At 59.6% G+C, this 20114-nt stretch carries 20 protein-coding genes and 2 tRNA genes; 6 read left to right on the forward strand and 16 right to left on the reverse strand.

Annotated features, from left to right (window positions below):
• Positions 1-18: 18 nt before the first annotated feature.
• The 7 genes from PW792_09175 to dnaK all read right to left on the reverse strand — a co-directional run bounded on the left by PW792_09175 (position 19) and on the right by dnaK (position 7247).
• A complete protein-coding gene (locus tag PW792_09175) occupies positions 19-222 on the reverse strand; it encodes a hypothetical protein (GenBank protein ID MDE1162100.1) in 204 nt (67 codons plus the stop codon).
• Positions 223-281: 59 nt separating this feature from the next.
• Entirely contained in the window at positions 282-1505 is a 1224-nt protein-coding gene (locus PW792_09180) for a J domain-containing protein (GenBank protein MDE1162101.1), read from the reverse strand.
• 10 nt (positions 1506-1515) lie between these two features.
• On the reverse strand, positions 1516-2619 hold the full coding sequence (locus tag PW792_09185; GenBank protein ID MDE1162102.1) for an acyltransferase: 1104 nt from the start codon (positions 2617-2619) through the stop codon (positions 1516-1518).
• A 127-nt stretch (positions 2620-2746) separates the two neighbouring features.
• On the reverse strand, positions 2747-3847 hold the full coding sequence (locus PW792_09190; GenBank protein ID MDE1162103.1) for an acyltransferase: 1101 nt from the start codon (positions 3845-3847) through the stop codon (positions 2747-2749).
• A gap of 95 nt (positions 3848-3942) precedes the next feature.
• Complete coding sequence (locus PW792_09195) at positions 3943-4839, reverse strand: Fpg/Nei family DNA glycosylase (GenBank protein MDE1162104.1); 897 nt, start codon at positions 4837-4839, stop codon at positions 3943-3945.
• A gap of 79 nt (positions 4840-4918) precedes the next feature.
• Entirely contained in the window at positions 4919-5176 is a 258-nt protein-coding gene (locus PW792_09200; GenBank protein MDE1162105.1) for a hypothetical protein, read from the reverse strand.
• Positions 5177-5342: 166 nt separating this feature from the next.
• Complete coding sequence (gene dnaK, locus PW792_09205; GenBank protein MDE1162106.1) at positions 5343-7247, reverse strand: molecular chaperone DnaK; 1905 nt, start codon at positions 7245-7247, stop codon at positions 5343-5345.
• Between the two features lie 205 nt (positions 7248-7452).
• Between dnaK and PW792_09210 the strand changes: the two genes are divergently transcribed.
• The 4 genes from PW792_09210 to PW792_09225 all read left to right on the forward strand — a co-directional run bounded on the left by PW792_09210 (position 7453) and on the right by PW792_09225 (position 10635).
• A complete protein-coding gene (locus PW792_09210; protein ID MDE1162107.1) occupies positions 7453-8256 on the forward strand; it encodes a hypothetical protein in 804 nt (267 codons plus the stop codon).
• 236 nt (positions 8257-8492) lie between these two features.
• A tRNA-Leu gene (locus PW792_09215) sits at positions 8493-8575 on the forward strand.
• Positions 8576-8618: 43 nt separating this feature from the next.
• Positions 8619-8939: a DUF3467 domain-containing protein gene (locus PW792_09220; protein ID MDE1162108.1), complete on the forward strand. Its 321-nt coding sequence runs from the start codon at positions 8619-8621 to the stop codon at positions 8937-8939.
• Between the two features lie 127 nt (positions 8940-9066).
• Positions 9067-10635 carry a glycosyltransferase family 39 protein gene (locus tag PW792_09225; protein MDE1162109.1) on the forward strand — a complete coding sequence of 523 codons (1569 nt, stop codon included), beginning with the start codon at positions 9067-9069 and terminating at the stop codon, positions 10633-10635.
• Between the two features lie 137 nt (positions 10636-10772).
• Here PW792_09225 and PW792_09230 read toward each other — a convergent pair whose 3' ends face one another.
• The 7 genes from PW792_09230 to PW792_09260 form a co-directional block, all read right to left on the reverse strand.
• A complete protein-coding gene (locus PW792_09230; GenBank protein ID MDE1162110.1) occupies positions 10773-11243 on the reverse strand; it encodes a GNAT family N-acetyltransferase in 471 nt (156 codons plus the stop codon).
• Positions 11243-11980: a FadR/GntR family transcriptional regulator gene (locus PW792_09235; protein ID MDE1162111.1), complete on the reverse strand. Its 738-nt coding sequence runs from the start codon at positions 11978-11980 to the stop codon at positions 11243-11245. Before PW792_09235 ends, PW792_09230 begins: the two co-directional genes overlap by 1 nt.
• A gap of 417 nt (positions 11981-12397) precedes the next feature.
• A tRNA-Asn gene (locus PW792_09240) sits at positions 12398-12472 on the reverse strand.
• A 130-nt stretch (positions 12473-12602) separates the two neighbouring features.
• On the reverse strand, positions 12603-13358 hold the full coding sequence (locus tag PW792_09245) for a CAP domain-containing protein (GenBank protein ID MDE1162112.1): 756 nt from the start codon (positions 13356-13358) through the stop codon (positions 12603-12605).
• A 33-nt stretch (positions 13359-13391) separates the two neighbouring features.
• Complete coding sequence (locus PW792_09250; protein MDE1162113.1) at positions 13392-14324, reverse strand: GDP-L-fucose synthase; 933 nt, start codon at positions 14322-14324, stop codon at positions 13392-13394.
• A gap of 38 nt (positions 14325-14362) precedes the next feature.
• Positions 14363-15142 carry a WecB/TagA/CpsF family glycosyltransferase gene (locus PW792_09255; GenBank protein ID MDE1162114.1) on the reverse strand — a complete coding sequence of 260 codons (780 nt, stop codon included), beginning with the start codon at positions 15140-15142 and terminating at the stop codon, positions 14363-14365.
• The gene (locus PW792_09260) at positions 15143-16135 is read right to left on the reverse strand and encodes an NAD-dependent epimerase/dehydratase family protein (protein MDE1162115.1); all 993 of its coding nucleotides are present in this window, start codon (positions 16133-16135) and stop codon (positions 15143-15145) included.
• A gap of 122 nt (positions 16136-16257) precedes the next feature.
• Here PW792_09260 and PW792_09265 point away from each other — a divergent pair, with 122 nt between their 5' ends.
• Positions 16258-17118, forward strand: coding sequence for an ABC transporter permease (locus tag PW792_09265; GenBank protein MDE1162116.1), 861 nt, complete (start codon positions 16258-16260; stop codon positions 17116-17118).
• A gap of 7 nt (positions 17119-17125) precedes the next feature.
• Positions 17126-17584, forward strand: coding sequence for a metallophosphoesterase family protein (locus PW792_09270; protein ID MDE1162117.1), 459 nt, complete (start codon positions 17126-17128; stop codon positions 17582-17584).
• A gap of 137 nt (positions 17585-17721) precedes the next feature.
• On the opposite strand, the gene PW792_09275 is transcribed toward PW792_09270, so the two are convergent.
• Positions 17722-18639: an ABC transporter permease gene (locus tag PW792_09275; GenBank protein MDE1162118.1), complete on the reverse strand. Its 918-nt coding sequence runs from the start codon at positions 18637-18639 to the stop codon at positions 17722-17724.
• 26 nt (positions 18640-18665) lie between these two features.
• Positions 18666-20048, reverse strand: coding sequence for a hemolysin family protein (locus PW792_09280; GenBank protein ID MDE1162119.1), 1383 nt, complete (start codon positions 20046-20048; stop codon positions 18666-18668).
• Between the last annotated feature and the right edge of the window lie 66 nt (positions 20049-20114).

Raw genomic sequence — 20114 nt, forward strand, 5'->3', positions numbered from 1 at the left:
ATGTTCTTGGGAATGAATTTAACTAGCCTTTGCGAAAGGCTCCTTGCGCAGCAACCGCCTTAGTGCAGCGTTCATCGACTCCGAGTTTGGAAAGTACTCTAGAAGACCTGCATCGATCACAACAGCATCCTGCGCATGATAAGCGGCGGTATACTTCCCGCGAACACCGCCAGCGAAATCGTACTCCGGCAGCATCTCATCACTATCCTTTTCCAGCTTCATAAGCACTCCTTTCTCTCGCATTCGGGCGTCTGGCGCTAATAATTCGGAACGTATCGTGCTCATGCCCCGCTCAACAACTCCTCACGCGGGTTCGCCGGATTCAGCTTCTCCAACTCGCGCAGAATCTCCTTCGAGCGTTCATCCTGCACCTTCGGCACCACGATCCTGATCTCCACGATCTGATCGCCGCGCACACCTTCGCGCGTTGCGCTTGGCACGCCCTTCTCGCGCATACGAAGCTTCTGCCCCGTCTGCGTGCCCTGTGGAATCTTCAGCATCGACTGCCCCGGCGCAGATCCCTCGCCATCAATCGTCGGCACTTCGATCTTCGCTCCCAGAGCCGCTTCCGTCACGGTCACCGGAACCGTAAGGTGAAGATCATCGCCCGAGCGATGGAAGAGCTTGTGGGCCCCCACCCGAATAATCAGATACAGGTCACCCGCTGGCGCCCCTTCCGTCCCGGCATTGCCCTTGCCCGCCAGGCGAATTCTCTGCCCATCACGCGTTCCCGCCTTCACGCGGAACTCCAGCGGTTCACGGCGTGTCACCACACCAGCACCCGAGCACGTTGAGCATGCGTGCTGCACCTTGCCCGCACCGCCGCAACGCGGGCACTGGATGTTGAACTTCATCCGCCCCCCCATCTGCGTTACCTGGCCCGAGCCATGGCACTCCGGACACTCCATGCTGCCGCCAGTCACCGCGCGACCTTTGCAGGTTGGGCACTGCTCCTGCCGTTGAATCTCCAGCCGCGTCACGCCTCCGCGAATCGAGGTCCAGAAGTCAATCTCCACCTGGTACTCAAGATCGGTTCCCGGCTGCGGTCCACGAGCAGCCCGCGCATTACCGCCATTGAACATCCCGCTGAAGACATCGCGGAAGCTCGAACCAAACCCCTCGCTCGAACGCCCTCCGGCAGCATCGCCACCAAAACCCGAAAAGTCGAAGCCGCCAAAATCAAACGGCACGCCGCCCTGCGACCCACGAGCACCACCGCCGCCCGCCTGTCCCCCACCACGCGCGTATGCTTCGGCCGCTGCCGGGTCGATGTTGTCGGAGTAGAAGCCAAGCTGGTCATAGACCTTCCGCTTCTTCTCATCGCTCAGCACATCGTTCGCTTCCGAAAGCTCTTTGAACTTCTCTTCAGCCTTCTTATCGCCCGGGTTTACATCCGGGTGATACTTGCGCGCAAGCTTACGAAACGCCTTGCGAATCTCTTCCGCAGTCGCCGTCTTCTTGATGCCGAGAGTGCCGTAATAATCCTTCTGCTGATTTGCTGCCATGCCTCACCACTCACTTCGCCAGCTTTGCTGAGAGTCTCTTTCCAACTCGAAGCGCCGGCTCTTCAATCAAGACACAAAATAGATGTGCCAATACAAGGGAAACAATTACGAATAACACCAGCATCCATTCCCAGGAGATCTTCCAATAGAGCACATCGACCAGGAAGAACAATACCGTGCCATGAACCAGGTACAAACTATAAGAGACTCTCCCAAGGTACTCCGCAACCCGGTTCTTCATGAATGCAGACAAGCGACGTGAGTAAAGCGAACTGAGGAGCACGCCACCAGCCCCCAACACTAAAATAATTTCCGGCGCATCTGGAAAATGCCCCCGATAGGTCACACTCCTCACATATCCCCAGTACGCCATGCATGACACTACAGCAAAAACACCGGTGGCAAGCTTGCCTGCACGGTTCCAAAGCCGATGTATCGCAGCCCGGTGCCTGGCCAGCAAGGCGCCGAACAAAAAGACCATCGCAAACTTTACATCTCCCCCCAAACCCAGCGGATCGGCGATGCCATGCTTCAGCAGTGTGACAGAGATGCCGTAAAGAATCAGGATCAGGGATTCGCACACGCCAAAAGGGATTAGCCGTACCACCAGCAACAATGCTGGAAAGAGAATCGACATCAACATTTCGTAATGAAGAGACCAGAATGCTGTATTCATCTCGAAGCTGACCGACATCATCAGATGATGACGGATCATCGAGAAGCTTAAAGGGTGCTGCCATGTCTCGTAGTACCAGGGGGCCAATGGCAAATGCTTCTCTCCCACCAGGAGCATGCCTACGGCCGCTAGCCCAACAGCCGCGACATACGGTACATAGATTCGGAAAATACGTCGAACCAAATAAGCATCATATCGACCGAAAGTGCCCTTATTCCAGAACGGCAAACTGAGCACAAACCCACTCAATACAAAGAACAACAGTACCGCCGAATGGCCTGCAACAAGGGGAAGCAGATAGGGCTTTTCCTTCAGATCGTACATACAGCAGAAGTGATGCAAGATAACGGTGAAAGCAGCGATGCCCCTTAAGCCATCCAGTTCCAGAAATCGAGCGCCGGCCGTGCGTTCACGCAACTGTTCCGGAATCTGAGTCATTGTGCTCTACCCTTTGCACCAGTTTATTTTTAACCGACCATAGCCGCATCAAGGATGCATTACGTCCAGGCTACGACTATGAATTCGAGGGACTTCCTGCACAGCGCACCCACGCTGCACAGTCGCGCTAGGTGAGCCTCGCCCCCACCCGCTTGCCGAGCCGCAGTGCAGGCTCTTCGATCACTCGGCAAAAAACATGAGCCATACCAAAGGAAAGAAGTACATAAGGGACAAAGATTTCTAACAGGTTCAACTTCCCATACAGCAGATTCGTCAAGGCAAAAAGCACCGTGCCATGTAAAAGGTAAAGGCTATACGAGATCCGCCCAAGATACTCTGGCACGCGCATCTCAAAAAACTTACGAAACTGCGACATGCTGAGGCAAAGAACAATAAGCCCAGCCGAGCCCAGCACCAACAGGGGCTCCTGGACAAACGCCAGGGTCGGCGGCTTCAAGTAATGATCGAACGTCCCCCAGAACAACAGAAGTGCAACCACCAGAAGACTACTCTTAGCAGCCATTCCGGAGCGGTTCAGTGCGTTCTTCAGCTGCTCCCGCTGCCGCGCCAACAGTGCTCCAAGGACAAACATCGATCCGAAGCGCATCGTCTCCTGGTAGAGAAAAAAATCTCCATGCACAAAGAGATGGAGCCCTGCACCGACCGCATACAAAGCCACCATGAGCACCAACGAACCGGCCAGCTTCAGGCGATACAGCAGGAATAACAACGCAGGAAACAGGATTGAGATGACAAGCTCATAACGCAACGACCAGAACGCCGTATTCAGATGAGCGCTGGTTCCAAAGAGTAGTTGCACGAAAGCAAACCGTGGCGTGACCTTGTCCTGCCACGTCATGTAATACCAGCCACCGAGCGGAAGATGTCCGCGTCCCCAGAAGTAATCGCCGATCAGAGCAACGATTCGTGCAAAGAAGAGCGGAACATAAATACGGAAGAATCGCCGGGCAAGATAGCTCTTATACGACCCGAGCGTTCCCTTGTTCCAGAACGGCAGGCTGAGCACAAATCCACTCAGGACAAAGAACAGCAGCACCGCCTGCTCACCAGCCAGCAATGGCGTCAAATACCACGGCCTCGGCAGGTCATACATGAAAAAGAAGTGGTGAAACATCACAGTAAACGCCGCGACTCCACGCAAACCGTCCAGCGATACGTAACGCGAACCTGTACTGCGCTCCCGCAGCTCACCCACACTGCTTGTCATCCGAGAAACATCTCCTGCGGTACCCTTCTTTTCTGCACGGTAATGCCGTAAAGGTATCACGCAGTCCCCTGCAAACACCTTCGCCTGACGGCCCCTCAGGCACGCTCACCGGCCTGGCAACTCGGACACCAATAGAGCGTTCTCCCAGCTACATCTTTTTTCAAAACGGTTGCTCCGCAAACGAAGCAAGGCTTGCCATGTCGGCGATAGACATAATGCACCTCTTCCTTCAGAGGTAATCCAGCTTCCTTCGTAGGCCTGTCCTCTGGCTTCGTGGTCACAATGCGACGATCCACCATTCCGGCCGTCATCAAAGGAATCGAATCTGCCCAAATCCGCTGCAAGGACGCAGGCGGCACTTCCCGTCCTTCCGTAAACGGATCCAGCCTCTCGCGAAACAGCAACTCCGCGCGATAGATGTTGCCGATGCCCGCAAACACATCCTGCTCCATCAGTAACTGACCAATCGCCTTCCGGCTCTTGCGAACCTTCGCAAACCCGCGCTCTGGATCATCACCGTTCAGCGGATCAGGTCCCAGACGCTCCGTAAGCTCTTGCCACTTCGCATTCGTGTATACCGAGCAATCCATCGGCCCGCGCAACTCCACCCACGCGACCTGCTCCGGCTCCAGATTCCCCGTCCCATCATCCGACGAGTACCACCCGTGCCGCTTGCTCGCACCCGCCACAGCCGGCAGCTTCACCTTGGACGCACTCCACAGGCGCATCCTCAGCGCCCCGCGCACCTCCGGCAACGCCCCCGAGCCTTCCGTGAAATCTCCCTGCAGACCAAGATGCACGTGCAGGATGCTGTCTTTGCCAAAGTCATAGCCCAGGTGCTTGCCCACCGCCATCACACGCACAAGCTTGCGTCCATCCAGCAGATCGAAGTCCGTAAACCGTCCCTGGGGCCCATCCATCCGCACCGGCTTGCCCGCAAACGCAGCCTCATGCCGAGCAGCCCACCGATGAATCTCATTTCCTTCCGGCAATGCCACATCCCCCTGTGCTCAAACAACGACGGGCTGCGCTCTAGCCATCAGATCGCAGCCCGCCAGCTTCAACCACGGCTTAGTTCCAGACAGTATTGGCCTTGATCGCTTCCACGTTGAACATCTGGTCAGGCTCTGCATTCCGCATCTTGGCCGCAAACGCGTCTGCTTCTTCGCGCGTGCCGAACACGGTGCGGTTATACAGTTGGCCCGCGCGCAGCGCATCGCAGCGCCACAATGTCTGCGTCGCATGAGAACGCCCACTGCCAAGCTCCCAGTGCAGCGAACTCTGCAACACCTCGTCTTTGCCTTCGCTCTGATCTTCCCAGTTCATCATCGCCAGCCGCCTTTCTTTCCACCTGTTTCTTTAGACCCACACCAACCAAAATCGATGCAGACCATCGTTCTCCGCTACACCCCAGGCACCTCCGCCTGAGAACGCAAGAGGAGAGCCTCGATCGAAGCTCTCCTCTTCTAGTACGCAGCAGCTTGAAGTTTGGTTCTTACTTCTCGCTATCTACGTACTCGGCGTCGATCACGCCTTCGTCCTTCTTCGGCTCTTCAGCCGTCGCGCCTGCAGCAGGAGCCGCTTCGCCCGTCGCAGCATTGGCCTTGTACACAGCCTCTGCCAGCTTGTGGCTCGACGTCGTCAGACGCTCACGCGCTGCATCCATCTCGGTCGCCGAAGGATCACCCGACAGAGTCGTCTTCGCGTCAGCAAGGGCAGTTTCTACCTCGCTCTTATCCGCGTCCGCAACCTTGTCACCGCTCTCCTTCAGCATCTTCTCGACGTTGTAAACCATCGAGTCGAGCTGATTGCGGCTTTCGATCTTCTCCTTCACTTCCTTGTCTTCGGCCGCGTGAGCTTCGGCTTCCTTCGCCATCCGCTCAACCTCTTCCTTCGACAAGCCAGACGAACTCGTGATCACAATCTTCGCGTCCTTGCCCGTTGCGTTGTCCTTGGCAAAGACATTCAGAATGCCGTTCGCATCGATATCGAACGTGACCTCGATCTGCGGCACGCCACGCTGCGCCGGCATAATGCCGCCCAGCTTGAACTTGCCCAGCGTACGGTTGCCGTTCGCCATCGGACGCTCACCCTGCATCACGTGAACCTCAACCTCGGTCTGGTTATCAGCCGCCGTCGAGAACGTCTCCGACTTCTTCGTCGGGATCGTCGTGTTGCGCGGGATCATCGGCGTCGCCACTCCACCCATCGTCTCGATCGAGAGCGTCAGAGGAGTCACATCCAGCAGCAGCAGGTCCTTCACATCGCCGGCAAGTACGCCAGCCTGAACCGCTGCACCGATCGCCACAACCTCATCCGGGTTCACACCCTTATGCGGTTCCTTACCGAACAGGTCCTTCACCAGCTTCTGGATCGCCGGCATACGAGTCTGGCCACCGACAAGAACAACCTCGTCGATCTTCGAAGCGTCCACGCCTGCATCCTTCATCGCCTGCTTGCACGGTCCAACCGACTTCTCCAGCAGGTCAGCCACAAGCTGCTCCAGCTTCGCGCGGCTCAGCGTGCGAACCAGGTGCTTCGGTCCCGAGGCATCTGCCGTAATAAACGGCAGGTTGATCTCAGTCTCCTGCGCAGTCGAAAGCTCGATCTTCGCGCGCTCTGCGGCGTCCTTCAAACGCTGCAGCGCCATCTCGTTGCCCTTCGAGCTCAGGTCAAGACCTGACTCGTTCTTGAACTCCGAAATCAGCCACTCCACAATGCGCTGGTCGAGATTGTCGCCGCCCAGGTGAGTATCACCGTTGGTCGACTTCACTTCGATCACGCCATCGCCCACTTCGAGGATCGAGACGTCGAACGTACCGCCACCGAAGTCATACACCACGATGGTTTCGTCCTTCTTCTTGTCCAGGCCGTAGGCCAGCGCAGCCGCAGTCGGCTCGTTGACGATACGCTTCACATCCAGACCGGCAATCTTGCCCGCATCCTTCGTCGCCTGGCGCTGGGCATCGTTGAAGTACGCCGGAACCGTGATCACAGCCTCGGTCACCGAGGTGCCAAGATAGTCTTCCGCAGCCTTCTTGAGCTTCTGCAGGATCATCGCCGAAACTTCAGGCGCCGAGTACTCCTTACCCTGCGCCATGATGCCGACGTTGTCGCCCTGGGCAACAACCTTGTACGGCACCATCTTCATCTCGTCGTTTACTTCGCTCTGACGACGGCCCATGAAGCGCTTCACGGAGTAAATCGTGTTCTCCGGATTCGTAATCGCCTGGCGCTTCGCCACCTGGCCCACCAAACGCTCGCCGTTCTTCGTGAACGCAACGATAGACGGCGTGGTACGACCACCCTCTTCGTTTGCAATCACCTTCGGCTCGCCGCCTTCCATCACAGCGACGCAGCTGTTCGTGGTGCCAAGGTCAATACCAATAATCTTTGCCATTTTGTCGTTTCCCCTGACCGGCCGCTTCCCGAAGCCGGTGAACTGACATCCTCAGTCTCACACTTGAGTGAGTTACTGTCAACTATTTTGATGTACCGGATCACCAAAGGTTGCATCCGTTTCTCACCGGCCCGACGCCCTCGCCGAAAGGCACTCCGCCGAAACCCATCTATGTCAGCCCATCTATGTCAGACTGACAGAACAAATGCGCCGTCAAACCCTCATAGCCCTGCTTCTCGCGCTCTGCACCGCCGCCTCCGCCCAGACAGCCACGCCCGCAGACACCCTCCACCAGGCACTCGCAGACCTCCGCAGCGCCACGAAGGGACAAAACCGCTTCACGTATCGCGACATCCGCAACCAGAGCCTGCTCGACGGCCACGGACGCCGCACCCACAGCACGGCTCGCGACTATGACGTGACCTGGCTCGGCGATAAGCCCTACTACAAGTTGATCGCAGAAGGCGGCCGCGAGTTGACCGGCCATGCCCGCGACGCGGAAGAGAACCGCTACCTCAACGCAGTCGCCACCCGCACCAAGCTCGTCCCAACCGACACCGACATCCAGAACGCCCGTGCTGGCGTCGACCTTTTCCGGGTCATCGACATTGACTACAAACTGAGCGTCCTTAGAACCGAAACCTCCCCCGTCGGCCCGGTTCTGGTCCTACAGGCCACCCCGGAGGCATCCGCAACCCCGGCCACCGAAGGTTCCTGCCACTGGCGCTACACCATCTGGATCGCGCTCACCCCGCACATGCTCCAGCACTACCGTGCCGATGCGCCAGACGACGCTATCGAAGGCTGCAGCACCTCTACAGCGGAAGAGTGGTTCAAAGAACTCGACGGCCTGCCCTACGCCTACCACTTCGAGAGCCACATCACCCACGTCCACAACGGCAAAGACCAGGGCACGACCGTCTCAGAAGACAACATGACCAGCTTCCGCCACTTCCACGCGGTCGCCGACGACTCCGCCCCCGTAGACGCTCCCAGCACCCCAAACTAACCCGGAAAACTCCCCACAAATAGTCGCCACCAGACCAACATCGCTGTCGTTCGAGCAAGAACTCCGTGCCTCTCCGTTCCACCGTGGCCTCCGTGTTCGCTTTTCCGCCAAAACTCGTAGCAAAACTTGGCGTCGTAGCGTCTTGCTTCCCTCCCTTCGGAAAACAAGTCAGCTCCGAGCAATCGAGTGCACACTCGCTTTTCCGCCCCCGAAGTTGTTACCCTAGAAAGCAATCTGCGGGAGTGGTGAAATGGCAGACACGCAGGTCTTAGAAGCCTGTGCCCTAGGCGTGAGGGTTCGAGTCCCTCCTCCCGCACCAAATTTTCTTCTTGCAGCACCTGCTGCGCCTTAGAAAGAGCCTCATGAGCCAGACCATCACGCAGCCGGACAACACCCGCATCGTTCTCGACAAGACCCCCGACTACCGCGACTCCTACGCCAACAGCGTCCAGGTTCGCCTCTCCGTCTGGGACTTCCGCCTCATCTTCGGCACGCTCGAGCAGACCGCAGCAGACCAGGTCAACATCGAGAACTTCCAGGGCATCTACCTGAGCCCGCAGCAGGCCAAGGCCCTGCAGAGCATCCTCGGCCAGAACATCGCGCAGTACGAGCAGAACTTCGGCGAAATCTCGCTCGATCCTCCTGCCGTTCCGCGCCCCGCGAACACCGCAAACTTCAACTAATGCGACGCACACGCTAGAGCCCAGGCCGGCATCAGCCGCCTGGGCTTTGGTGCATCTGGAGCAATACCGCAAACCGGCACTCCAGCTCAAGCCAATTCTCAAATTTGTTCTCCTGAGCCACCTACACTTGACGACGACCTTCCGCACAGCCTCCAGCCGCATCGCCGCGTTGCCCACGCCGCTGCTCTTCGTGCTCCTCTGGGCCACAGTCGCCATCACGCACCTCACGCTGCTGCACCTGCCCTACTACTGGGATGAAGGCGGCTACTACATCCCCGCCGCGCTGGACTTCTACCACCGCTGGACGCTCATCCCCGAGTTCACCAACGCGCACCCGCCGTTGCCCAATGTCGTCCTCGGCCTGCTCTGGCATGTCACCGGATACCATATCCTCGCCACACGCCTCTGCGCCGCAGCCTTCGCCGCTGCGGGGCTTACCGCCGTCTTCCGCATTACCGAACGCCTCCTCAGCGCCCCCGCAGCCATCGCGCTTACGGCCCTCACGGCCGCTTACCCCATCTGGTTCGCGCAGTCCACGCTCGCCCATGCGGACATCTTTGCCGCCGCCTTCACGCTCTGGGCCTTCGCCTTCTACTTCCAGACACTCGACCGCCAGCCGCTGCCCAAGCTCCTCGCCATCGCCGCGCTCTTCTCGCTCGCCGCCCTCAGCAAAGAGACCGCGATCGTTGAACCAGCCGCACTCGCTGCGCTGGAGCTCTATCTTCTGGCCTTCGGCAAACGAGGCTGCCCGCGCCGCTTCGGCGCCCTCAGCTTCCCCGTCATCCCGCTCATCGGCTGGTACCTCTACCACCACCACAAGACCGGCTTCACCTTCGGCAACCCCGAGTACCTGCGCTACAACGCCACCGCGAACTTCACCGTCGCGCACGTCTCAGAAGCACTGCGCTACCGCTTCGTCCACCTGACCTGGCAGCGCAACCTCTGGCTTCCGCTCGTGCTTGCCGCGGCCTGCCTACTGCTCGAACGCAGAACCCGGCCCGCCAACGCGCTCACGCAACCCGCGCTCGTCACCGTTTCCGTTCTCTATGTCGCCAACTGGATTGCTTTCTCCGTCCTCGGCGGCGCTCTGCTTACGCGCTACCTGCTGCCGGTCTATCCGCTCATCCTGCTGGTCTGCATCGACATCTGGCGCCGCCGTACGAACCTCTGGCCGCTCCTCGCCGCCTTCTCGTTCCTGGCCTTCTTCATCGCGATCTGGGTCAACCCCGCCGTCTCCTTCGCCCCGGAAGACAACCTCACCTATCGCGACATGATCGTCGTCCACCAGGACGCCGCCCACTTCGTCGAGCAGCACTTCCCCAACGCTACCGTCCTGACCGCATGGCCCATGGCGGCCGATCTCTTCCGTCCCGAACTCGGCTACGTGCAACACCGCATGAAGGTCACCTCGGTCGATAACTTCTCGTTGCCTGAAATCCAAAAAGCCGCGCAGAAGCCCGGAAGCTTCGACACGGCCATCGTCTTCACCACACACTTCATGTCGCCCGCGCTCGAGCGCTACCTGGCCAGCCACCCTGGCAGTTCCCGCGGCCGCGAGTTCGACAAGGACCGCGACCTCACCCCCGAAGAAATCGCCGCAATGCTAGGCGGCAAAGTCGTCTGGAAAGAGAACCGCGACGGAGAATCCGCCGCCGTCCTCCGCTTCAACCGCATCTACGAAGCCTCTCTCCGCTAACTGCGAAGGCCCCGACACTTGCCACAAGCCAAAGGCGCTGCGAGCCGTAAAGAATCCTTCGCGCAACCTTAGAGCACCTCAGCACTCGTTGCGTCGAAGCTCTTTGCTTCCCGACCACAAACCTTCGGCAGGCAAACCTACCCCAGCCGCTTCCGATACACCATCGCATCCAGCCCGTCGCCATAAAACGCCTCGACGGTATGCCCACGCTCGAACCCCAGCCACTCATAAAACCGAATAGCACCCTCGTTGCCGACGTACACATGCAGCAGCAGCGCCCCGCAGCCAGCCTCACGAGCCACGGTCTCCGCCTGCGACATCAACGCCTGCGCCAGCCCGCGCCGCCGCCACGCCGGAGCCACATCCAGCGTCACCACGTACCCCGCACTTCCGGTTGGAGCCCGCTCTATATGAGTGATCGCAAACCCCGCTAGCGACTCGCCCGCGACCGCCACACCCACACGAGCACGCTTGGCCTCCGCAAACCGCCGCATCGACAGCTTCGAAAAGCGAAACTCCGGCTCAAAGCAAACCTCGTCCAGCCGAAACATCGCCTCAAAGTCGCCCGGCAAATACCCCCGTAACGTTACCCCTTCAGGTAGATCCATCACGAAGCCGGCTGCAGTTTCTTGTCCGTCTTCCTCGTTCGAGGAGTACGCGCCGGAGCCTCCGGCGTATCGTCGCTCGTTAAATGTTCTTCCACATGCTGCAGATGCCGACGCATCGCCCGCCGCGCATCGTTCGGGTTCCGACCGGAGATCGCCGCGTAGATCTCTTCATGGTCCTTCAGCGCCGCCTCCTGGTGCAGGTCCAACCCGGCCCGCTGGCTCAAACGGTGGTACATCGGCGCAAACATTCCAGCCCATAACCCGTCCACGATGGACGCCAGCACAGAATTCTTGGCCGCCTCGCCAATCGCTACATGGAACTGCCGGTCGCTCACCTGGGCGTTCGTCTTCGATTGCACCATCTTGCGCATCTGCTGCAGCGTCTTCTCAATCTTCTGCAGATCGCTCGCCGAAGCGTACAACGCCGCGTCGGCCGCAATCTCACCTTCGATCAGGATTCTCGCCCGCAGCAGCTCAAACGGCCCCGGTCCCGAGTCCAGCACCAGCGACATCGGGTTCACGCTCTCACGAACGTACGCTCCCGACCCTGAGCGAATCTCCAACTCGCCCGCAATCTCCAGCGCCACCATCGCCTCTCGTATCGTGGGGCGACTCACCCCGCATACCTTCGCCAGATCGATCTCACCCGGCAGCCGCGCTCCCGGCTCCAGTCCGTGCTCTGCGATGTAGCGCGAAATGCGAGCGGCTATTTCCTGATATCTGCGTTGGGTCTTCACGAATCGTCTGGTGCTCCTGTCCCGCATATCCTAACTCGCAAATTGCACAACTCGCGAGTCACGAACCCTCAACAGCACACGTTTCTCCGCAATTGGTCGCCATCCCGAGCGCGATGCGGGTTCTCCTGACCACAGCCAAACCCTTCGCGACCCCTTTGCGCTCTTCGCGCCCTCTGCATCGAAGCTCTCCCGCCTTTTGCCACAAGCTCAAATGACATCACAAACTCCGCCAAATCTGTGGAAATCCAGCACAAAACTCGAATAATACACACAGGCGCCCCACCGCAAACCAAGACAGGTCAGCAGGATGCGCTCGATATCTAAACTAGAAACGAAGCCGGAACGGAAAATCCACAGAATAGTCGCAACGCGACCTTCCGGAGAGATAGCACTCTTGATTTTCTGGAAAGAGGAGAATGGCTCCTCAGGTAGGACTCGAACCTACAACCCTTCGATTAACAGTCGAATGCTCTGCCATTGAGCTACTGAGGATCGCGTTTTGACGCTGCAACCAGGCGGCTGCTCCTTCATTTTTATAACACAAATCTTCTTCCACAGGGGCGTTTTTGACCTCACTTTCTACCTGGGGCTACAGCCGATCCACCATATCTTCCTGATTCCACTATGGATAAAGCAGAACCGCAATTTGAAATGCAGTGAACTCCCCTGCTCCATGCGCCGGGCATGCCCCAACCTCCGCCTGCCGGAACTGCCCGCTCGCCAACTTCGCTTTCAGCTGGTCCGGCAATCGCGTCAGATCACCTGCCGTGAAGCGCATCACAAACCACGGCTCACGGCTCCCGGAGTACCCGCTCTGCATCGCGCAGGTCGCCCTGGCGTCCGCAGCATCCGGCAGCAGGAGAACGTCCTGGTTGGCCTGTGAGACCAGCGCAGCCACCTGCTGCTCCTGCTCCTCCAGACTCAGGTTCTTCACCGTGCGCTCGAAGTCTTCCACCGCATAGAGCTCACCATCGCGCTCCAGAACCCGGATCGCCACCGCATCCACCCGACTATCCAGAATGTTCTCTCGATGATGCGGCGAGTTCATCCACGCCTCGTGAATTCGAACCGCCGTCGGAGCCATCGCCACATTCTCCGCTATCGTCGAGAAATGCGCCCCCACCAGCCGCCCTCGCGCCGACAAATCGGGCTCCCCCGCGTACTGGTGCGAGATCGACCGCCGCTCCGCCATCTCTCGCGCGTGGTTCTCTGCCGCGCGATACAGCGTGTCGTCCCAGCGCAACGGTTGCAGCCCAACCTGCGTCCGCTCGGCATTGACCGCCTGGAACAGGTAGCGCTCCGAAACCGTGCGCTGCGCCTCAGCAGAGAGCGCCAGACCAGCCAGCAGGACTACCCCAATCAGAGCCCGAATCCTCATACCGGTATAGACCCAATCTCTCGCAAAAAGCTGCTACAGGCGATCTCGAACCGCCGCGTACGTCCTGCGCAACCCGTCTTCTAACCTTACGCCACTACACCATCCAAGATTAGATAAGCCACTACATTCCAGCAGTTTACAAGGAGAACCATCAGGCTTACTTGAATCAAATTCAAGCCTGCCAGTAAAGCCCACCACCCGGCAGACCATCTCTGCCAGCTCCCGAATCGTGTCATCCTCACCCACCCCGACGTTCAACAGCGGAAGCACCTCCCCAGCGACCAACGGAGCCCACCGCTCCTCGGGGAGCCCCAGCAGATGCACACAGGCCTCGGCAAAGTCATCAGCGAAGAGCAGCTCACGGCGCGGTGTTCCGCTGCCCCACACCTCCATGGACGCCTCCCCCGCCAGCTTCGCGCGATGCGCCTTTCGCAGCAGGCTCGCCAGCACCTGCGACCTCTCCGGCTCAAAGTGATCGTCCGGCCCGTAGAGGTTCGACGGCGCCAGCGCCAGGAACTGCGTCCCATACTGCCGGTTCATCGCCCAGCACTGCTCAATCCCTGCGATCTTTGCCAGCGCGTACGGCCTCACCGTCGGCTCCAGCTCCCCGGTCAACAGGTGTTCCTCGCGCATCGGCTGCGGACACTCCCTCGGATAGATCGCCGAGGAGGCCACAAACAGCAGACGCCGTACCCCACTCTGCCGCGCTGCCTGCAGCACCGAATCCTGAATCAGCAGATTGTCCGTCAAAAACTCCGTCGGCGCGCTGCGCATGATGCCCAACCCGCCAACTTTCGCCGCAGCCAGAATCACCCACTCCGGCCTCTCAGACGCAAAAAACGCCGAGGTAGCCTCGGCGTTTCTCAAATCCAGTTCGTCATGCGAGCGCAGCAGCAGATTGTCGTAGCCCTGAGCCCCCAGCACACGAAGCAGAGCACGCCCCACCAACCCACGGTGCCCCGCCACGAAGATCCGAGCGCTACGATCTGCAGCCAGCCCCATCGCTACCGCATCGCCGGCAGGCGGTCACGGTAGCGCACCATCAGCCCAAACAACTTGCGAGCATCCCAGTACCGCGGAATGAACCGTTTCGGGTCATCCATCGACCGGAAGAACCAGCCCAGGTACAACTTGTCAGCCCACATCGGAATATGAACCTGATCGCCTGAAAGAAACGCAATAGCCGCGCCAATGCAATGAATTCCAGGCAAATAGCTCAAGTTGCGCTTTAGGTATAGCCCAAGCCGTTCCTGCGTTCCGCCTCCAACCGCGATCACGACGTGCTGCGGTCGAATGCGTTCCAGCAACTCCAGCAGAGGCTTGTCTTCAATCTCTTTGCCGTACATGGGCGCGAGCACCACGCACTCGTCAGGCACAACCGCACCCTGGGTCTTCAGATACGCCAGATTCCGCTCGGCGCTCTCTTTGCCTGGCATAATCCAGACGACGTTGCCGGGCTTGCCCGCATCGCGCCGCTTCAGCAGAAACAGCAGATACTCCAGTCCGGAAACGCGATGGATCTTGCGTCCACGCGTGATGAGGTTCCACACCAGAACCATGAACGAAGAGTCCGTGATCGCGAGGTCTGCCTCAAGCAGAGCCTCGCGATACGCGGCGTTTCGGTCAATGTCCTTCAGGGCGGGGGCAGCCGGAACGACCAGCAAACCACCTTTGCTGATGTGATCTACGGCCTCCAGGGCAGTTCCATGAAAGAACTTTACGCCCAGGATAGTCGTGAACTTAGCAGCGTCTGCTTCTCTTCGCCAGGCGTCGGACGATCCCATTTATTTGCTCTGTGACCCCGTTGCGATTTCGTTTTCAATCCAGCGATACGTCTTCTCGAGACCGTTCCTCAGCTTCACGGAAGGCTCCCAGCTTAAACGATCGAGGATCAGCGTGTTATCGCTATTACGTCCGTTAACGCCCTTTGGCGCGTTCAGGTTGTATGTGCGCTTCAACTTCACGCCACCAATCTCTTCCGCCAGGTCAACCAGCTGGTTGATCGTCACCAGTTCATCCGAGCCAAGGTTGATCGGCTCGTCGATCTCGCTCGCCATGATCATGTGCGTACCCTTCACGCAATCATCGATGTACATGAACGAGCGCGTCTGGTTGCCATCGCCCCAGATGTTGATCTCGAGGTTGCCCGAGTTCTTGGCCTCGATCACCTTGCGGCAGATCGCCGCCGGAGCCTTTTCGCGACCACCCTGCCATGTGCCCTCGGGGCCATAGACGTTGTGGTAGCGGGCCACGCGTGTGGTCAGGCCGTAATCTTCTTCGAAGTGGCGGCACATGCGCTCAGAGAAAAGCTTCTCCCAGCCATAGCCGTCTTCCGGCAGAGCAGGATACGCATCAGCTTCCTTCAAAGGAATCACGTTTGCGTCCGTCTGCTTGTCGCCGTTGTACACACAGGCCGACGAAGAGTAGAAGAAGCGCTTCACGCCCTGCTCCTTCGCTGCCATCAGCATGTGGGTGTTGGTCAACACGCTCAGCATGCAAAGTGCCTTGTTGTTCTCGATGAAGCCCATGCCGCCCATGTCGGCTGCAAGCTGGTACACCAGTTCCGTGCCGTCGGCCGCCTGCATGCAGGAGTCCTTGTCCTTCAGGTCGAGAGAGAGGCTCTCAACACCTTCAGAAACCTGGTACCAGTCTTCAAGAGGTTTAATGTCTACTGCACGGACCACGTTCACGCCGATGCTGCGGAGATAGGAGACAAGGTGACCGCCGATAAACCCACCGGCACCGCAAACAACGGCCTTTTGGCCTTTCAGATCCATGCAAAAACCCCAGATTTTATTGGTAGGAGCAACTTCAGGCTAGCGGCCTATCCTCGTTACTGTCAAGGGATGCAACCAGTTACCAAGGTGTATAGACCAGGACTATCATCGCCACAGAGCTCATGCCATCAGGACGTAAAAACTCGCTGCTGAAGATTGCAAAACAACACCCAACAGCCTTCGTCGGCGCCTTTATTTTGCTGGCCATCGGTCTCGCGGCGACGCTCGCTCCGTGGCTCACGCACTATGATCCGGCGCAGATACATCTGCTCACGCGCCTTCAGCCACCCTCGCGTGCGCACCTCTTCGGTACAGACGAACTCGGTCGCGACGTCTTCGCCCGCACGCTCTACGGCGCACGCATCTCGCTCGCCGTTGCCACAGCTGTCGTCTCCCTCTCTCTCGCAGCAGGTCTACTGCTCGGCTCCATCGCCGGCTTCTACGGCGGCCTCGCCGACACAGCCATCAACCTCTACCTCTCGAACGCTTTCCTTGCGCTTCCGGGAATCCTTCTCGCAGTCGCCTTCGTGGCTTTCCTCGGACCTTCGCTCGTCAACCTTGTGCTGGCGCTCGCACTCTCCGGCTGGGTCAACTACGCACGCCTTGTCCGTGCCCAGGTCATGAGCGTGAAAGAGCGTGAGTTCCTCCAGGCCGCCCGCTCGCTCGGCGCCAGCGACACCCGCCTGCTTCTGCGCCACATCCTGCCCAACATCGTGCAACCGCTCATCGTGCAGGCCGCCGTCGGCATGGCAGGCGCGGTGCTCGCGGAAGCCACACTCAGCTTCCTCGGCCTCGGCGTGCAGCCCCCCACCGCCACCTGGGGAGCCATGCTCAACGACGCCCGCTCGCACCTCTTCGAGTCACCCTACCTCATCGCCTTCCCAGCCGCTGCCGTCGCACTCTGCGTGCTCAGCTTCAACCTCATCGGCGACGGCCTGCGCGACGCCCTCGACCCACGCTCACGCCTCCGCGAAGGACTCTAGCCACGCCATGCGCATCGCCGTCGTCTCTGACACCCACTCACAGCTTCGTCCAGAGCTTCTTCCCGCCCTCGCCGAGGCCGAACACATCCTCCACGCCGGAGACCTCGGCGACGGCCGCATCCTCGAAGCCCTGCAGGCAATCGCTCCCACCACAGCGATCCGAGGCAACGTCGACCTCTACGGCGAAACAGCTCTGCTGCCCGCCACAGAAGCCATCGAACTCGGCGGCCACTTCGTTTACATGCTGCACTCGGTGCACGATCTCGACCTGAAGCCCGAAGCTGCAGGCATCTCGGTCGTCATCAGCGGCCACTCGCACAAGCCTGGGATCGAGTCGCGCAACGGCGTGCTCTACCTGAACCCCGGCTCCTGCGGTCCACGCCGCTTCTCGCTCCCGGTCACCTTTGCCTGGCTCAGCCTGACGCCCGGCCAGCCACCACACGCCGAGATCGTTGCGCTTCTCTAGGACGCTTTCCCCGCTTTTGCCTTTGGACGCATCCTGCCTTCCACCATCAGCAGCGCCCCAAAAATCTTCGCGTAACTTTGCGCCCGTAGCAGCCTTTGCGTCGAAGCTTTCACGTTGCAGGAGCCAACAGAATCTACCTACTTCCGCATTCGCGGATCAGCCAGCGCATACACCGCATCGGTCAACAGGTTCACCGCAACGTACGTCAACCCGATCGCCAGAATGCAGCCCTGCACCAACGCATAATCGCGGTTACTGATCGCCGACAACGTCAGCCGTCCCAACCCCGGCCAGCCGAAGATCGTCTCCGTCACGATCGCCCCCGCCAGTAGCGAGCCGAACTGCAATCCCATCACCGTCAGCACCGGGTTCAAGGCGTTCCGCAGCGCGTGGCGATAGACCACCGTGTTCTCACTCAGGCCCTTCGCTCTTGCCGTGCGGATGTAATCCTGCCCCAGCTCTTCGAGCATCGACGTCCGCACCATGCGCGTCAGAATCGCCGCCAACCCCATGCCAAGCGTGATCGCGGGCAGGACAAGATGAGCGAGAAAACTCCCCACGCCATCCCCCGCACCCGACACCGGCAGCCATCCCAGCGCGATCGAGAAGATCAGAATCAGCACCGGTCCCAGCGCAAAGTTCGGAAAACTCAGCCCCACCAGGCTGACCACGCCCAGCGTGCGGTCCGTCGCGCTGCCCTTGCGCCGCGCAGAAGCCACCCCTGCAGGGATCGCCAGTGCCGAGCCGATCAGCATCGCTGCCACCGTCAGCGCCAGCGTGTACGGATACCGCTGGGCGATCAGGTGCAGCACCGAATCATGCAGCCGCAGTGACTGCCCAAACTCCGCACGGGCCACACCGTGCCAGTAATGCGCATACTGCTGCCACAAAGGCTGGTCGAAGCCGTACTGGTGTCGCAATGCGCTGATGTCCGACGCCGTCGCACCTTCTCCCAGCATCTGGGCAATCGGATCGCCCGGCACAAGATGGATCAGCAGAAACACGACCGACACCACCAGCCACAACACCGGCAGCGTCACCACAACACGCTTCATCGCGAGCCAGCCTGCACTTCCCCGCTTCACTCGCTTTCTACCTCGTCCATCAAAGCCGCAGCCGTCTCTTTGGAAACATCAGGCTCCACGAGCACGTTGGCAATGCGGTTCCCGTCCATCTCCGTCACCGTAAAGCGACGACCATCCAACTCCACGCTCTCACCCACCGCCGGGATATGTCCAAGCTGCACCAGGATCAGCCCGGCAATCGTCTCTACGCCCGCTTCCCGGGGCAGCTTCCACCGAAGCTGCGTCACCAGGTCACGCAGGCTCACCGAGCCCTCCAGCTCAATCGTCGCGCCTTCCGGCAGCGGCGAGAGCTGGCGCCCGACATCAAACTCGTCTTCCAACTCGCCGACGATCTGCTCCAGCACGTCTTCGGCCGTGATCAACCCAAGCGTCGAGCCGAACTCGTCCACCACAATCGCCATCTGCCGACGCCGTTCCTTGAACTCCCCAAGCAACTCCACCGCCAGCTTGGTCTCCGGTACCACCAACGCCTCGCGCATCACCTGCCGCAGCGTCATGCCGCTCGCAGAGCGCGTCCCGGCCAGCGCGCGGAAGTGCATCAACCGCGACACGTCCTTCTCATGCACGATGCCGATGATGTGGTCGCGCCCCAGCGTCACGTCGTAGACCGGCACGCGCGAGTGCTGGTCCTCCACCATGCGACTGCTCGCCGTTTCGAGCGGCATATCCGCAGGCAGCGAGAAGATCTTGCCGCGCGGCGTCATCACCTCGCTCACGGTGACGTGGCTTAGCTCAATCGCGCGGTGAATCATCTCTTCCTGCACCGCAGGCAACAGGCCGGAACGACGTGTCGCCGTCGCCATCAGTTTCAATTCTTCGGGCGTGTGCGCTGCGGACTCACCCTGCAAAGGAGCACGAAAGACCTTCAACACAAACGCAGCGGAGGCGTTCATCACCTTGATTGCCGGACGCGTCATGCGGATGAAGACTTCCATCGGCCCGGCAACGGCCACCGCAATGCGTTCGGCCCGTTGCAGCGCCAGCGACTTCGGCACAAGCTCGCCCAGCAGCACTTCAAAGTAAGTGATGATGGCAAACGCAATCACCGCCGCAATCGAGTGCGCGTACACCGCAGGGTGCGCTCCACCAAAGCCCCAGTAGCGCATCACGTCCAGCAAGCCATCCGCAATCGCAGGCTCGCCTAGACCACCCAGCGCGAGGCTCGCCAGTGTCACGCCAAACTGTACGGCTGGCAGAAACTCATCGATGTTGTTTTTGAGCGCCAGCACCGTACGAGCGCCGGGTTTGTTCTGTTCGATCATCTGCTGAATGCGCGTCTCGCGCACACTCACCATCGCGAACTCAGCGGCCACAAAGAAGCTATTCGCCAAAATGAAAAAGGCGATCAGGCTTCCGTGAACGAGCATCCATTCCAGCATCAGTGCCTTCCAGCCTAGCAAACCCTTCGTGGGAAGTTCTTCTGCACAAAGTAGAACGCCCGCACA

The sequence above is a fragment of the Acidobacteriaceae bacterium genome (genome assembly GCA_028283655.1).
GTDB lineage: Bacteria > Acidobacteriota > Terriglobia > Terriglobales > Acidobacteriaceae > Granulicella.

Excerpts from the sequence above, each read along its gene's own strand:
- PW792_09175 (MDE1162100.1), bottom strand. The coding sequence starts at position 222 with ATGAAGCTGGAAAAGGATAGTGATGAGATGCTGCCGGAGTACGATTTC.
- PW792_09180 (MDE1162101.1), bottom strand. The coding sequence starts at position 1,505 with ATGGCAGCAAATCAGCAGAAGGATTATTACGGCACTCTCGGCATCAAG.
- PW792_09185 (MDE1162102.1), bottom strand. The coding sequence starts at position 2,619 with ATGACTCAGATTCCGGAACAGTTGCGTGAACGCACGGCCGGCGCTCGA.
- PW792_09190 (MDE1162103.1), bottom strand. The coding sequence starts at position 3,847 with ATGACAAGCAGTGTGGGTGAGCTGCGGGAGCGCAGTACAGGTTCGCGT.
- PW792_09200 (MDE1162105.1), bottom strand. The coding sequence starts at position 5,176 with ATGATGAACTGGGAAGATCAGAGCGAAGGCAAAGACGAGGTGTTGCAG.
- dnaK (MDE1162106.1), bottom strand. The coding sequence starts at position 7,247 with ATGGCAAAGATTATTGGTATTGACCTTGGCACCACGAACAGCTGCGTC.
- PW792_09210 (MDE1162107.1), top strand. The coding sequence starts at position 7,453 with ATGCGCCGTCAAACCCTCATAGCCCTGCTTCTCGCGCTCTGCACCGCC.
- PW792_09220 (MDE1162108.1), top strand. The coding sequence starts at position 8,619 with ATGAGCCAGACCATCACGCAGCCGGACAACACCCGCATCGTTCTCGAC.
- PW792_09230 (MDE1162110.1), bottom strand. The coding sequence starts at position 11,243 with ATGGATCTACCTGAAGGGGTAACGTTACGGGGGTATTTGCCGGGCGAC.
- PW792_09245 (MDE1162112.1), bottom strand. The coding sequence starts at position 13,358 with ATGAGGATTCGGGCTCTGATTGGGGTAGTCCTGCTGGCTGGTCTGGCG.
- PW792_09255 (MDE1162114.1), bottom strand. The coding sequence starts at position 15,142 with ATGGGATCGTCCGACGCCTGGCGAAGAGAAGCAGACGCTGCTAAGTTC.
- PW792_09260 (MDE1162115.1), bottom strand. The coding sequence starts at position 16,135 with ATGGATCTGAAAGGCCAAAAGGCCGTTGTTTGCGGTGCCGGTGGGTTT.
- PW792_09265 (MDE1162116.1), top strand. The coding sequence starts at position 16,258 with ATGCCATCAGGACGTAAAAACTCGCTGCTGAAGATTGCAAAACAACAC.
- PW792_09270 (MDE1162117.1), top strand. The coding sequence starts at position 17,126 with ATGCGCATCGCCGTCGTCTCTGACACCCACTCACAGCTTCGTCCAGAG.
- PW792_09275 (MDE1162118.1), bottom strand. The coding sequence starts at position 18,639 with ATGAAGCGTGTTGTGGTGACGCTGCCGGTGTTGTGGCTGGTGGTGTCG.
- PW792_09280 (MDE1162119.1), bottom strand. The coding sequence starts at position 20,048 with ATGCTGGAATGGATGCTCGTTCACGGAAGCCTGATCGCCTTTTTCATT.